At 67.9% G+C, this 12,787-nt stretch carries 15 protein-coding genes; 12 read left to right on the top strand and 3 right to left on the bottom strand.

The genetic code is table 11. The annotated features are described in order from the left end of the window. Nucleotides 1-2 precede the first annotated feature (2 nt). On the top strand, nt 3-686 hold the full coding sequence (locus AC5LSR_RS09825) for a TetR/AcrR family transcriptional regulator (protein WP_250292790.1): 684 nt from the start codon (nt 3-5) through the stop codon (nt 684-686). On the opposite strand, the gene AC5LSR_RS09820 is transcribed toward AC5LSR_RS09825, so the two are convergent. Further along, complete coding sequence (locus AC5LSR_RS09820) at nt 655-2,235, bottom strand: DHA2 family efflux MFS transporter permease subunit (protein ID WP_493468373.1); 1,581 nt, start codon at nt 2,233-2,235, stop codon at nt 655-657. The two genes, AC5LSR_RS09825 and AC5LSR_RS09820, sit on opposite strands and share 32 nt — an antisense overlap. Nucleotides 2,236-2,426: 191 nt before the next feature. Here AC5LSR_RS09820 and AC5LSR_RS09815 point away from each other — a divergent pair, with 191 nt between their 5' ends. The 7 genes from AC5LSR_RS09815 to AC5LSR_RS09785 all read left to right on the top strand — a co-directional run bounded on the left by AC5LSR_RS09815 (nt 2,427) and on the right by AC5LSR_RS09785 (nt 7,591). After that, a complete protein-coding gene (locus AC5LSR_RS09815) occupies nt 2,427-3,248 on the top strand; it encodes a TetR/AcrR family transcriptional regulator (RefSeq protein ID WP_250285520.1) in 822 nt (273 codons plus the stop codon). 275 nt (nt 3,249-3,523) lie between these two features. Continuing rightward, nucleotides 3,524-3,778, top strand: a complete 255-nt coding sequence (locus AC5LSR_RS09810) for a hypothetical protein (RefSeq protein WP_250285519.1) — start codon at nt 3,524-3,526, stop codon at nt 3,776-3,778. Between the two features lie 97 nt (nt 3,779-3,875). After that, on the top strand, nt 3,876-4,367 hold the full coding sequence (locus tag AC5LSR_RS09805) for a polyhydroxyalkanoate synthesis regulator DNA-binding domain-containing protein (protein ID WP_250285518.1): 492 nt from the start codon (nt 3,876-3,878) through the stop codon (nt 4,365-4,367). Beyond that, on the top strand, nt 4,364-4,795 hold the full coding sequence (locus tag AC5LSR_RS09800; protein ID WP_250285517.1) for a polyhydroxyalkanoate synthesis regulator DNA-binding domain-containing protein: 432 nt from the start codon (nt 4,364-4,366) through the stop codon (nt 4,793-4,795). The genes AC5LSR_RS09805 and AC5LSR_RS09800 overlap by 4 nt, the downstream gene beginning before the upstream one ends. Nucleotides 4,796-4,812: 17 nt before the next feature. Then, a complete protein-coding gene (locus tag AC5LSR_RS09795; RefSeq protein ID WP_250285516.1) occupies nt 4,813-5,298 on the top strand; it encodes an SRPBCC family protein in 486 nt (161 codons plus the stop codon). After that, entirely contained in the window at nt 5,298-6,059 is a 762-nt protein-coding gene (locus AC5LSR_RS09790; protein WP_250285515.1) for an SDR family oxidoreductase, read from the top strand. Before AC5LSR_RS09795 ends, AC5LSR_RS09790 begins: the two co-directional genes overlap by 1 nt. After that, on the top strand, nt 6,056-7,591 hold the full coding sequence (locus AC5LSR_RS09785; protein ID WP_250285514.1) for an ABC1 kinase family protein: 1,536 nt from the start codon (nt 6,056-6,058) through the stop codon (nt 7,589-7,591). Before AC5LSR_RS09790 ends, AC5LSR_RS09785 begins: the two co-directional genes overlap by 4 nt. A 122-nt stretch (nt 7,592-7,713) precedes the next feature. On the opposite strand, the gene AC5LSR_RS09780 is transcribed toward AC5LSR_RS09785, so the two are convergent. Together AC5LSR_RS09780 and AC5LSR_RS09775 are read right to left on the bottom strand one after the other, a co-directional pair. Further along, nucleotides 7,714-8,619, bottom strand: a complete 906-nt coding sequence (locus AC5LSR_RS09780; RefSeq protein WP_250285513.1) for a pyridoxamine 5'-phosphate oxidase family protein — start codon at nt 8,617-8,619, stop codon at nt 7,714-7,716. A gap of 67 nt (nt 8,620-8,686) precedes the next feature. Continuing rightward, a complete protein-coding gene (locus AC5LSR_RS09775) occupies nt 8,687-8,944 on the bottom strand; it encodes a hypothetical protein (RefSeq protein ID WP_250285512.1) in 258 nt (85 codons plus the stop codon). Between the two features lie 459 nt (nt 8,945-9,403). On the opposite strand from AC5LSR_RS09775, the gene AC5LSR_RS09770 reads away from it, so the two are divergent. The 4 genes from AC5LSR_RS09770 (at nt 9,404) to AC5LSR_RS09755 (ending at nt 12,739) form a co-directional block, all read left to right on the top strand. Further along, the gene (locus tag AC5LSR_RS09770) at nt 9,404-10,123 is read left to right on the top strand and encodes an amino acid ABC transporter ATP-binding protein (RefSeq protein WP_445548573.1); all 720 of its coding nucleotides are present in this window, start codon (nt 9,404-9,406) and stop codon (nt 10,121-10,123) included. A gap of 157 nt (nt 10,124-10,280) precedes the next feature. Further along, entirely contained in the window at nt 10,281-11,141 is an 861-nt protein-coding gene (locus AC5LSR_RS09765; RefSeq protein WP_445548571.1) for a glutamate ABC transporter substrate-binding protein, read from the top strand. Between the two features lie 93 nt (nt 11,142-11,234). Next, nucleotides 11,235-11,885: an amino acid ABC transporter permease gene (locus tag AC5LSR_RS09760; RefSeq protein WP_250285510.1), complete on the top strand. Its 651-nt coding sequence runs from the start codon at nt 11,235-11,237 to the stop codon at nt 11,883-11,885. Beyond that, nucleotides 11,882-12,739: an amino acid ABC transporter permease gene (locus tag AC5LSR_RS09755; protein WP_250285509.1), complete on the top strand. Its 858-nt coding sequence runs from the start codon at nt 11,882-11,884 to the stop codon at nt 12,737-12,739. The genes AC5LSR_RS09760 and AC5LSR_RS09755 overlap by 4 nt, the downstream gene beginning before the upstream one ends. Nucleotides 12,740-12,787: the final 48 nt, after the last annotated feature.

Here is a 12,787-nt window from a genome sequence, read left to right as displayed (position 1 = left end):
TCATGAGCAGGACCGCGGAAACCTCGTCCGTGCCCGCGCTGTCAGAGACGACAGCGCCGGAACGGCTACGCTGCGACGCGGCGCGGAACCGGGAACGGGTGCTCTCCGCGGCGTCCGAGGTGTACGGCGAGCGCGGTCCCGCCTTCACCATGGAGGAGGTCGCCAGCCGCGCCGGAGTCGGCATCGGCACCGTCTACCGCCGTTTCCCGACCAAGGGCGCGTTGCTGGACGCGGTCGCCCTGCCCTACCTCGAGCGCATGCTGGGCCTAGCCAGGGCCGCCGGCGAGCACCGCGAGCCCGGCGAGCGCCTGGAGACGTTCGTGCGGACCCTGGTGGAACGGCACGCCAGCGAGGGCAGGGGCAACAGCCGGCTGTGGGACTCGGCCCTCGGCCGGCCGCTGCGGGAGGAGATCCACCGGGTGGTGGACGGCCTGCTCGAGGCCGCCCGCAAGGCCGGCCGGCTACGCCCGGACGTCACCTACCGTGATATTTCCGTCCTGTTGTGGACGGTGACCAGCCTGGTCGACGCGACCGACCGGGTCGCGCCGATGGTGTGGCGCCGCCATCTGGACCTGCTCCTCGACGGGCTGCGCCCGGACGGCCCACGGCCGCTGGCCACCCCGCCGGTCGACGCGCAGGAGTGGGAGCGGGTGGTCACGAGCTCCGCCGCGCTGCGTCTGCACTGACCGGATCGCTCCCCTGGACGGGGACGGCCGGTTGCGGGGGGACGGCCGGCCGCGAGGGGACGGCCGTCCTCCGGCCGGGTAGCAGGAAGGCGCACGGTACCGCGGCGGCGGTGAGCGCCAGCGTCCACCAGAAGGTGTTCCCGAAGGCGTCCGCCAGCCCGGCCGCGTCCACCCGGGCGGATCCGCCCCGGTCAGCGATCCCGTGGGCGAGGACCACCGCGAGCACGGCGGTGCCGAGGGAGCCGCCGACCTGCTGGAAGATCCGCACCGCCGAGGTGGCGCGGGGGATCTCGTCCTGGTGCAGGCCGTGGTAGACCGCTGACATGACAGGGATCATCACCGCCGCCAGCCCGACACCGCGCAGGGCCAGGGACGCGCCGAGCAGCCACTCGCTGGTGCCGGTGCCGACCTGGGTGTAGGCGGCGGTACCCAGCACGCTGAGCACCAGGCCGGTGATGGCGAGCGGCCGGACGGCCCCCCGGTCGGCGAGCCGGCCGGCCACAACCATGGCGATCATCATGCCGATTCCCTGCGGGGCCATCAGCAGCCCGGCCTCGGCCGCACTGCGCCCACGGACCTGCTGCTCGTACAGCGGGAGCAGGAACATCGCGCCGAACAGCGCGATCCCGGAGAGGAACATGATCCCGGATGAGCCGGTGAAGGACCGGCTGCGGAACATCCGCAGGTCGATGATCGGCTCCGCCTCGCTCGTCAGGGCATGCGCGACGAACAGGACCAGCAGGGCCGCTCCGGCGACCAGCGGGACGACCGCCTCGAGGTCGGTGAAGCTGCCCCGGCTGCCCGCCGCCGAGAAACCGTAGACGACCGCCGCCAGCGCCGGGGAGAGCAGCACGAGCCCACGGACGTCCAGCGGATGCCGGCCCGGGATCCGCATGTCGGGCAGCCCCCGCCAGGCCAGCAGCAGGGCGGCCAGGCAGACCGGCACGTTGATGAGGAAGATCCAGCGCCAGCTCAGGGTGTCGATGATCACACCGCCTATGACCGGGCCCAGGACGGGCGTCACCAGGGCGGGCACGGCGACCGTGGCCATCAGCCGGCCCATCCGCCGCGGGCCGGCGGCCTGGGCGAGGATGGTCTGCATCAGCGGCAGGAGCATGCCACCGCCGATGCCCTGCAGCACCCGGAAGGCGATCAGGCTGCCGGCTGACCAGGCCATCCCGCACAGCACCGACCCGACGAGGAACAACGCCAGCGACAGCATCCACATCCGCTTGCCGCCGAAGCGCTCCACCGACCAGCCGGTCAGTGGGATCACCATCGCCAGCGCGAGCATGTAGCCGGTGCTGACCCACTGGATCGTCGAGATCCCGACTCCGAACGAACGCCCCAGGGTGTCGATGGCGACTGCGATGATCGTGAGGTCCAGTTGCACGACCATCGTGCCGACCAGGATGATCCCGGCGAGACGGAGCAGCGACGGGTCGAGCCGGTCGCTCTCCGCCCGCTTCGCCTTCGCCGGCTCCGGCCCGCCCGGCTCGTCCGGCTCGTCCGGCCGCTCGGATGCGGTGGACGCCTGGGTCTGTGCCATCACGAGCCTCCGGGAACGGTTCGGGGACGGTCGATGCCTGGAACGCCCTGGCGCGACGTAGCCGGACGGATACGCGACCACGGCCGACGCTACACTGTATCGACAACCCGTACAGCGTCTTCCAGGCGATACGGCGTATCGATTCACCGTACGAAGTATCGCTGGATCGGATCCGGCGATACCCTCGTCCCGTGCCCGGTGACCGCCATGCCGCGATCCAGACGCCGGACGCCTCCCCGCGGGCCGACCGGCCGCCGGCAGGCCTGCTGTGGGCCCGCCTGGCCAAGGAGAGGAAACCGGGGCTCACCCGGCAGGCGATCGTCGACACGGCGATCGCGCTGGCCGACGCCGAAGGGCTGGAGGCGGTCTCCATCCGGCGGGTCGCGGCGGCGCTGGGCGCCCGTCCGATGAGCCTCTACTCGCACATCCAGCGCAAGGACGACCTCTTCGAGCTGATGACCGACGAGGCAATGGCCGACATCATCGTTCCCGAACCGCTGCCCGCCGACTGGCGGGACGCGCTGTGGACGATCGCCCAGCGAACGCGCGCTGTTGCCCTGCGACATCCGTGGATCGTGAAGGCCAGAGGCCACTGGCCGCGCCTGGGGCCCAACGCCATGCGCCATCTGGAGCAGTCCCTGGCCGCCGTCGCCGGCCTCGACATCGACCAGCGGCATCGGATCCGCATTCTGCGGGCCGTCGACACCTACACGGTCGGGCACCTCGTCACCGAACGGCTCGACCAGGTCAGGCCGCCCCGGGGAGACGTGGACGCCACCGAGCAGCGGCAGCTGGTCCAGAGCTACCTGCGGACTCTCGTCGACACCGGCGACTTTCCCCGGATCGCCGAGCTGGATCCGGACCTGTCCGCGCTGACCGACCACGGCGATGCGCAGCAGAGGTTCGACGAGGGCCTGGCGTGGGTGCTGGCCGGCATCGCCGCCTCCCTGCCGGAGCTCCCCCGCGGCCCTCGCCGCCGCCCGGACGCCGTCCGGGGAGCGGGCCGGCGGTAACCGCGCCGCGACAGGGCCAGTCGCGACAGGGCCGGACAATCAGCGCGGCCGGGTACGGACGAGCGAATCGACGCCTCTCCGCGCAGTACGGCCCAGACCGTACATAAACACCCAATTGGTATAACTCGAACACCCAGAGTGAGCAATACCACAATCCTCAATGCAGTGGTTGACATGTCTTACGCATTGCGTAAATCTACGCAATGCGTAAGACATACGGGGCGTCGGGACCGCACCACCAGCCCGGACAGCGTCAACCATGAAGGAGGGGCAGCATGGCCACTACCACCCGTCGGCGGAAGAACACGCTGACGAAGTTCATCGAGGACATCGTCGACAACACCAAGGACCTCGTCGACGACCTCATCGACCGCAGCCGCGACCTTGAGGACGACCTGCGCAGGACCGCGCGGAACGTCGTCGACGACGACAGCCCCAGCAGCGATGAGCTGCAGGACCTCAAGAAGGCCCTCGCGGAGCTGACCTCCAAGGTGAACCAGCTCGCCGAGACCAAGGCTGGCAGCAAGTAGTTGTCGCATGGCAATCAGGCCGGCGCTCTGGACGGATCCAGGGCGCCGGCCTGATCTTATGTTTACAATCAAGCATGAGGCAAAGGATGGACCATCGATGAACGCGGCTGCCATGCCGGTCTCGGATGATGGTGCGACCGAGCGGCTGATCAGGCGTTACGCGAACCGCAAGCTCTACGACACGGTGGAGCGGCGCTTCACCTCGCTCCGCCAGATCGAGCGGCTCATTCGCGACGGCGAGAACATCCGGGTCGAGGACCACGAGACCGGCGCCGACATGACAGCCCACTTTCTCGGCCGGGTGCTGAGCAACCGGGACTCGACGGACCTGCCCCTGGCCGAGCTGATCCGCATGCCGAACCGCATCGCCCGGATCGTCGTCGAAGACCGCCATGAGCAGCAGGACGAGTTGCGCGATCTACGAGCACAGATCGACGAACTCACCCGTGTGGTGTCCGCGCTCATCAGCGACGCTGACACCACGCGACCCGCGAAACCGGCAGCAGACCGCGACCAGAAAGATCATGTCTCCCCCAAGCCACCCCCTGATGCTCGCAAAGGCTCGGACGCGCAGAATGTGGACCAATGAGCCTGAATCAGCGCCGTACTCCACGCCCGCCCCGGGGGCACTACCGCCGCCTGCGACGTGACAGCGACGGCAGCCTCTACGACATCAACGAACATCGGCGGATTCCGCTCAGCGAGATCCGCGAGGACATCCAGGCCGGTCGCCGGTTCCGAGCTGTCCGTGACGGCTCGGGCGAGGACTGTACCAACCAGGTCCTGGCCGACGCGCTCAAGGGCGCGCTGGTGGACAAGGTTGGTCTGCAGACCGGCATACCCGCGAGCCTCTCCGCTATTGCCGGTTCGCTACTGTCCGCTCTCGACAAGCGAGACAATGGCGGCGGCATGACATCCCATAATGGCTTGACGTCTCATCGTAGCCTACGGGGGCAGCGCGGCAACAGCTTTCCCGGTACCGGCGATGAAAACCGTACGATCCCAGGCCGCGACTGAGAAGGGGAGACGGTCAGGTGCATCATGAGACCACGGTGCGGGTACACGCGCCGATCGGGGAGGTCTGGACCGAACTGGAACGCCTGGACGACATCCTCAGGCGTTCACCGGAGATCTCCGGCCCGATCCAGGTCGACGAGGACGGCGCCCACCGCATCAAGGTGCGGCTGTCGTGGGGACCGCTGAGCCGTCTCGTCGACGCGACCGCCCACATCGACTCCGCGATCCCGCCGCACCAGCTCACCTGGTCCATCCGCGTGCCCTCCCTGGACGTGCTCTCGACCCAGGTCTTCGACCTGACCTCGGTCGCCGAGGACGAGACCAGCCTGCGTTATGTCGCGGAAGTCGACTGCGGACACCGGTATCCCTCTAAGCTGCGACGCGTGCTACCCGACCACGTCGAAGAACATGTCGAGTCGATGGCGTCCCGGATAGGGACCCTGGCGGCCCAGCACTGGCAGAGCAAGCAACGGCTGCTCTTCCGCTCCGGCCCGGCCGCCTGATGGGTGACGAGGGCACTCTCCTCGGTAAAGTAGCCTTCGTGGCGGACGGCACGCGTAACCTTGGCGCCAGTCTGACCGACGCACTGCTCGCCCGTGGGGCGCGCGTGGCCGTCGGCTACAGTCGGAGGCGCCCCGAAGTCGACGAGTTCCTGGAACAGCGCAGCGGCAAACCGTTGTCGGCGCATCAGGGAAACGTGGCATCCTGGCAGGACTGCTCCCGGGCGTTGGCCGAGGCCGCCGCCCATCACGGTGGGCTCGACATCCTGGTCACGACGATCGGCAATCAGCAGGCGACAGGCATCGTGAACGCGGTGCCTCTGACATCCCTGTCTCCGCAGGAATGGCAGCGCCTCCTGCTGGGCAGTCTGTCCGGTGTGTTCAATCTCACCTCAGCGGCTGCGCCGCATCTCTCAGGGCGAGCGACGGCCCGCATCGTGACCGTGCTCAACGCCCTGCCCGGCGGCAAGAGCTCCACCAACCCGCACACCTGGTTACGTGACGCCTTGTTCACCATCAGCCGACAGTTCGCGCGGGAGCTCGCGCCAGCCGGCATCACCGTCAACACCATCGAGTCGGGCCTGTTACACGACGAGTCGTTCGATGTCTTCCCTGGTCTGCAGGAGGAGGCCGAGTCCCTGGTACCGGCCGGCCGCCTCGGCGAACACGAGGAGGTGGCCCGGGTACTGCTGTTCCTGCTCGACCCGGCGTCATCCTACGTGACCGGCCAGGTTCTCGGCGTCGACGGCGGCATCAGGACATGAGCGACAGCCGTGCCCGGGTGGTCGCGGGAGTTCTCTCCCAACTTCTTCTACAGGAGATCAGCGGAGCGGTGGGGCTGCGTCGCAAGCGTGGCGACGACTCCGCCGACAGCGAGGAACGCGAAAAAACCCGGGCCAGGGGGATCCGGCACGCGCTCGAGTCACTCGGCCCGTTCTATGTGAAGATCGGCCAGATGCTGTCGACCCGCCCCGACATAATGCCGCAATACATGATCGACGAGTTTCAGAACCTCCACGAAAAGGTCTCCGTCGCGCCGTTCGAGACCTTCGAGCCCATTCTGGAGGAGGAGCTCGGGCGCGACTGGCGCAGCGCCTTCCTGGACATCAAGGTCGACAAACCGCTCGGCGCGGCCTCGCTCGCGCAGGTCTACGCCGTCACGCTACGCACCGGCGAACGGGCGGTCGTCAAGATCCAACGGCCGGGTATCGCCCCGGTGATGCTCGACGACATGGCCATGTTGAAGCGGCTGGGGAAGTTCTTCGCCAAACGGGTGCCCGACCTCGACGACGTCTTCGACCTCACCGCCATGATGGAGATCATGTTCGACGCCATGAAGGCCGAACTGGACTTCCGCGTCGAGGCACGCAACATGGACGCCGCGCGGGAGGCGATGGAGGGGTTCGACAACCTCGCCGTGCCCGAGGTCATCTTCGTCACCAAGAAGGTGCTGGTGCAGCAGCTCGCACCCGGCACGTCCATCCGTGACGCCAACCGCGACAAGTTCACCAACGCCGAGCGCGAGGCGATCGGCCGCGACCTGCTCAGCTTCATGTACCGCGGCTTCTTCGTCGACCGGATGTTCCACGCCGACCCCCATCCCGGCAACGTCTTCGTCGAACCCGGCGGCAAGGCGTACCTCATCGACTGGGGAATGGTCGGGAGAATGGACCGGCGCCAGTCGCTGACGTTCGCGAGCATTCTGGTCGCCCTCTCGCAGAACGACGGTCATGGGCTGGCAAAAGCATGGATCGAGCTGGGCCGGGCCAGCTCCTGGGCCAACATTCCGGCATTCGTCAGCGACTGCTGCGGTTTCGTGCCCACCATCGCCGACGCCAGCCTGGAGGATCTCAACCTCGGTGTCGCGCTGACGTCGATCCTGAAGTTCTCCAGCCGGCGCGGTATCCAGACCAGCCCGGTGGTCGCGCTGCTCGGCAAGTCGTTCGCCAATCTCGAGGGCTCGGTGCGCTATCTCTCGCCCGAGCTCTCGGTGACCGACGTCTTCGAGGAGGAGTTCCGGGACATCCTCTTCGATCTCGTCCGCGAGCTGCTCTCCCAGGAGCAGGCGGCGCAGTTGGTGCTCGACCTGATGGGCGGGTCGATGTCCATCGTCGAGCAACTGCGTACTCTCGGTCGAGATATCTCCAACCGTGAGTTCACTGTCAACGTCAACGCGGTACAGGCCCGCCGGTCACGTCAGGAGGACCGGGCCGACGCGAGGACACGCAGCAACCGCAACATGTTGCTGGCCGTCGCCGCCGCAGCCTGGCTCGCCAGACGACGCCGAGCAGGCTGAGCGGATGCTGTCCCTCCCGTCGGAAGGCGTAGGTGGTTTCGGTCGTCACCATGGCTGTTTCCACCTACGGCTTCCGTGCTCGTAGGTGGAAACAGCCGTTGCCACAGCGGTTTCCACCTACGCTACGGCTGTGGCTCCCGCGCGGAGGATGACTCCGAACGGACCGTGCGCGAACGGTCGCCTCGCCACACCGTCGCGCGGCTGTTCCTGATGCCGAGGAGCATGTCCGTCCCGTCTCGGCGGATCTCTCCCTCGCCCCGGAGCAGTACCCCTCGTTTGCTGTCGAGCCGGTGACCGCCGGTGTGGGCCGTGACGGACACCGGTGCGCCGGAGGTGACGCCGACCAGCCTCGCCAACGCCGCCGGAACCCGGACAAGGGCGGTGTCCGGCTCCCAGGTGCCGGGCAGCACGACCGGCCCGGCAGCCGTCCGAAGGCCCACGCTCACGGGACGTGCATGCTCGAGGAGTTCGTCGAGGATCCGCCGCTCGTCCGCGGACCATGGCCCGGCGGGAGGTGTGATCCGTGTCTCGGGTGTTCCGGTAAGAAGCAGGTTCGCTTCGGGCCAGTCCCCGGCGGCCACGATCCCGCCTCCGGACGTCGTTTCGATGGTGCGGACGACGTCGAGCTCGACGAGTACCCGACTGGTGGGCAGGGTCGCGGTACGCAGGCCCAGGTCGGCCGCCATGCCGGTGAGGTGGCGGTTGTTGCGGCCGATGAACGAGACCACGGTCGTCGGGGCACGCAGCAGGCGGCCCGGGGACAGCAGGTCGACCGGGGAGAGTGGATCAACGATCGACGCGTATCCGGACGCCGCGAGAAACTTCGTGCCAGCACGGATGAGCACGCTCATCCGGTCGTCCCGCCGTAACGCGCGTATCTTGACGGAGCTACGGGGAGCGACAAGTAACAGGTGGGGGTCGTCGACGTCGAATATCTGTGGGGTCACATGCGGACCGAGCCTGGTCAGCACCCCGACATCCACGGTGTCGGCGTCGTCCACCCACGGCTCGAAGACGATGGCAGGCATAAAGCCCCATAACGTAGCAACGGGGTTGGCGCCGAATATCCGACACCAACCCCGTAATCCGTCAGTGCTATTTACCGGTGCCCTTGACCGCGGAAAGCTGGTCGAGTTTCGCGGTCAGCTCGGTGAGCGCCTTCTTGAGATCCTGAAGATCGTCACCGCTGGGGATGTCGCCCTCTTCCTTGACCACGTTGGTGACGGCCTTGCGGGTGTCGTTCTCGACGTCCTTCGCCCGGTCGATCAGGTCGTCTACCAGGTCCTTGCTGTCGTCGATGACATCACTGATGAACTTTGTGAGAGTGTTCTTACGACGGGTCCCGGTTGCCACGGCACGCCTCCCTGAAGGCTCTTGTTCTGCGCGATTTACGCGATGCGTAGAACTTACGCGGTGCGTAATAATCATGTCAAGGATTGCCAGCGGAAACGATCTGATGATCGTCGTCACATACCGGCAACACCGATACGACAGGCCGGCCGGCAAGCGGGCGGACACCAGAAGTGACCATACGGCTACCGCCAATAACTGACAGTAGCGATCCGAGCTCCCGTCAACGCTCTCCGAGCAGCATCCGCTCGGCCGCACGGAGGCACACCCGCCACGGGGCCGCCGAGCATCACAATAATGATCATAAAGGTCGGATGGGTATGCGGTATTCGACATCCGACACACCGCCGAGACATGCGGAGTACACCTGCTACCGTTCCGCTCAACCTGACCGAAGGGTTACACGTCCTGACCGAAGGGTTGCACGTGACGAAGAGCGCGCGAGGTGAACCCCTGATCGTCATGGAGGGCGTCGAGAAGTCCTTCGGCGGTTTCCGGGCGCTGCACGTGATCGACCTGACCGTCCACAGCGGCGAGGTGCTCGTCGTCATCGGCCCGTCGGGATCGGGCAAGTCGACGCTGTGCCGCTGCATCAACCGGCTGGAGACCATCGACGCCGGGCGGATCACGATCGACGGGCGGCAGCTGCCCGAGGAGGGCCGCGCGCTCGCGCGGTTACGGGCCGAGGTGGGCATGGTCTTCCAGGCGTTCAACCTCTTCGCCCACAAGACCGCGCTGGAGAACGTCACGCTCGGGCCGACAAAGGTCCGGGGAATCCCCCGGGAGGCGGCCGAGCGCCGAGGCCGGGAACTGCTCGACCGGGTCGGCGTCGGCGCGAAGGCCGGCAGCTATCCGGCCGAGCTTTCCGGCGGGCAGCAACAACGTGTCGCGATCGCCCGGGCGCTGGCCATGGACCCAAAAGTGATCCTCTTCGACGAGCCCACCTCGGCCCTCGACCCGGAATACATCGCCGAAGTGCTCGACGTCATGACCGAACTCGCCCGCGACGGCATGACCATGGTGGTCGTCACCCACGAAATGGGATTCGCTCGGCAGGCCGCGGACCGGGTCGTGTTCATGGCCGACGGCGGAATCCTCGAGGAGGGCACGCCGGTGGAGTTCTTCGACAGCCCACGGACGCAGCGGGCTCGCGATTTCCTGGCCCGGGTCCTCCCGCACTGACCGCGCTGGCTCACCGGTGAGCCGGCCCGCCTCTCCTTCCCCCGTCCACAGCCGACATGATCCCCTCGAAAGGACGACCATGCGGATTCCACGCCTGCTGAGCCAGCTCCATCCGTTCCAGCCGCTTCAGCGGCACCCACGGCGGCGACGGAGGCTGGTGACGGCCGTCGTCGCCGGTACCGTCGCGCTCGCCGCCGCCGGTTGTGGGAGCGATACGACCGGTACCGAGGCCGAAACCACGGCGAAACCCACCTTCGCCACCGGCACCACGGCGGCCAGGCTCGCCGAGGCGGGGAAGGTCACCGTCGGCACCAAGTTCGACCAGCCGCTGTTCGGGCTGAAGGGCCTCAGCGGCAAGGTCGACGGATTCGACGTCGAAATCGCGAAAATCATCGCCGCCGGCCTGGGGATCGGCCCGGAGAACATCACCTTCATCGAGACGCCGTCGGCCCAGCGGGAAGGCGCGATCCAGCAGGGCAGGGTGGACTTCATCGTCGCCACCTACACCATCAATGACAAGCGCAAGCAGCTCGTCAGCTTCGCCGGCCCGTATTACCAGGCCGGCCAGGACATCATGGTGAAGAAGGACAACACCACGATCACCGGGCCGGAGTCCCTGCGCGCGGCGAACGCGAAGGTCTGCTCCGTCTCCGGGTCGACCCCGGCCGAGAAAATCAAGGAATACGCCGACGCGTCCAACATCGTGCTCTTCGATGTCTACTCCAAGTGCGCGGACGCGCTGCGTACCGGCCAGGTCGACGCCGTCACCACCGACAACGTCGTCCTGCTGGGCCTGGTGGACAGCAGCGGCGGCGCGTTCAAGCTCGTCGGCAAGCCCTTCACCACCGAGCCCTACGGTATCGGCATCAAAAAGGGTGACACCGCCTTCTGCCAGTTCATCGACGAGCAGCTGACCGCGGCGGCGGCGGACGGCCGCTATGCCAAGGCGTGGGAGGCCACGGCGGGCAAGGTCGCCGGGAGCGCCCCGGCGCTGCCCACGCTCGGCACCTGCTCCTGACCGTCGGGCCCCCGCGCCTTTCGTAACCGCTGTGGACCGCGCGGCCCCGATGAGCCGCGCGGTCTCCTGAGTCGATGCCACCCCGGAGCCGCCATGGATGTCATCACCGACAACCTAGGCCTGTACGCCGACGGCCTGCTGGGAACACTGAAGATCTGCGGTCTGGTCGCCGTGGCGGCGCTGCTGCTCGGGATCGTTCTCGCGGGGTTCCGGGTGTCGCCGGTGCCGCCCCTGCGTGCCGTGGGCACCACCTATGTGACGCTGGTCCGTAACTGTCCGCTGACGATCGTCCTGTTCGCCTTCGCCTTCGGCCTGCCGGAAGTGGGGATCAACGGCTCGTACTTCGCCTTCGGGGCCGCCGGGCTCACCGTCTACACCGCCGCGTTCGTCTGTGAGGCGGTACGCAGCGGAATCGGCGCGGTGGACGCCGGTCAGGCGGAGGCCGCCCGTTCGATCGGCCTCACCTTCGGCCAGTCGCTGCGGCTGGTCATCCTGCCGCAGGCACTGCGGGCGGTCATCCCCCCGCTGGGCAACGTCGGGATCGCGATGGTGAAGAACTCGGCGATCGTCGGCGCGTTCGGGGTCGGTGGCGAACTCTACAGCGTGGCGAGCACGCTCAACGGCGCGCGGGGGGAACCGGCGCTACCGGTCTACTCCGGGGTCGTGATCGGATATCTGATCATCATCATCCCGACCGGCCTGCTCGTGCTGGCGGCGGAGAAACGGCTACGGGTGACCCGGTGAGCGGCTCAGTCCTCTACGACACCCCGGGTCCAAGGGGACGCCGGCGGATCGCCGTCGCCAGCGTGGCCGCCGGCATCGCGCTGGCCGCGCTGGCCGCGCTGGCCGTCCGTCGGCTGGCGGCGAACGGCCAGTTCGACGGCAGCCGGTGGAGCCCGCTGTTCAACCCCGGCGACGAGAACTTCCCGGCCCTGTGGCGTCTGCTCGGCGGCGGTCTGGTGCACACCCTGACCGCCGCCGGCCTGGCGATGTCCTTCTCCCTGGTGCTCGGGGTGCTCATCGCGACGACCAGGATCTCCGCGGCCCGGTGGTACCGGTGGGCCGTGGTCGGGGTGGTCGAGCTGCTGCGCGGCGTCCCCGTGGTGATCGCGATCTTTTTCGCGGCGCAGGTTCTCCCGGTCTACGGGCTGAAGCTGCCGCCGCTGTGGTACATCGTGATCGGTCTGACCGCCTACAACTCGGTGGTCATCTCCGAGATCGTCCGGGCGGGCATCCTCGCGGTGCCGAAGGGGCAGCGCGAGGCGGCCGCCGCCCTGGGCCTCACCCGCGGCCAGACGCTGCGGATCGTCCTGCTGCCGCAGGCGTTCCGCTCGATGCTGCCGGCGCTGATCAGCCAGCTCGTGGTGATCCTCAAGGACACCTCGCTCGGGGCCTTCATCTCCTACGAGGAGCTGCTGCGCCGGGCCCTGATCGCCATCCAGACCCTGCACAACCCGATCCAGACCTATCTGGTCATCGGCGGCATCTTCATCCTCGTCAACTACCTGGTGACCAGGCTGGCGACCTACCTGGAGGCGCGGCTGTCCGGCCGGCGGGCCAGGCCGTCCGTGCCCGCGGAGGACCTGTCCACCGGATAGCCACCGGATAGCGCTGCGCCCACGCCGGGCCCGTGGCCCGACAGCCGG

Source organism: Protofrankia sp. CiP1_Cm_nod4 (genome assembly GCF_982290645.1).
This window is presented reverse-complemented; position numbering and strand designations above follow the sequence as displayed.